General features: G+C 71.7%; 1 protein-coding gene. It reads right to left on the bottom strand.

The window, feature by feature from the left end; genetic code table 11:
* Positions 1–629 (bottom strand): UvrB/UvrC motif-containing protein (locus tag CFP71_RS42350; RefSeq protein ID WP_208636163.1); only part of this gene is annotated, 629 nt, incomplete at both ends.

Raw genomic sequence — 629 nt, 5'->3', positions numbered from 1 at the left:
CCAAGGCGGCCGAGCGGGCCGTGAGGTCACCGGCGCGGCGCAGTTTGTGCTGGGTGAACGCCTCGCCGGCGTTGCGCGTCACCGTTTCCGCGAGCGCGCGTTTGTCGCCGCGCTGCGGCACCCGCAGGCTCACCCTCGAACCGCGCAACCCGGAAAGCCAGTCGCCGAGCGCTTCCGCGTCGGCGGGCAGTTCGGGGACGAGCACCTCGCGCGGGACCGGCGATCCGAGTTCGGGATCGTCCGCGCGTTCGGCCTCCTCGCCGTAGAACTGCGTGAGGAAGTGGTCGACGAGGTCCTTGACGTCCATCTCTTCGGCCTTGTCGATCACCCAGCCGCGCTGGCCGCGGACCCGGCCGCCGCGCACGTGGAAGACCTGGACGGCGGCTTCGAGTTCGTCGTGGGCGAAGGCGACGACGTCCGCGTCGGTGCCGTCGCCGAGCACGACCGCCTGCTTCTCCATGGCGCGCCGCAGGGCGCCGAGGTCGTCACGCAGCCGGGCGGCGCGTTCGAACTCCAGCTCTTCGGAAGCGGCCGCCATTTCCTGTTCCAGGCGGCGGATCAGCGCGTCGGTGCGGCCCGCGAGGAAGTCGCAGAAGTCCTCGACGATCGCACGGTGCTCGTCGGCGGAG

The organism is Amycolatopsis thailandensis (assembly GCF_002234405.1).
In the GTDB taxonomy this organism is placed as follows: Bacteria; Actinomycetota; Actinomycetes; order Mycobacteriales; family Pseudonocardiaceae; genus Amycolatopsis; species Amycolatopsis thailandensis.
This window is presented reverse-complemented; position numbering and strand designations above follow the sequence as displayed.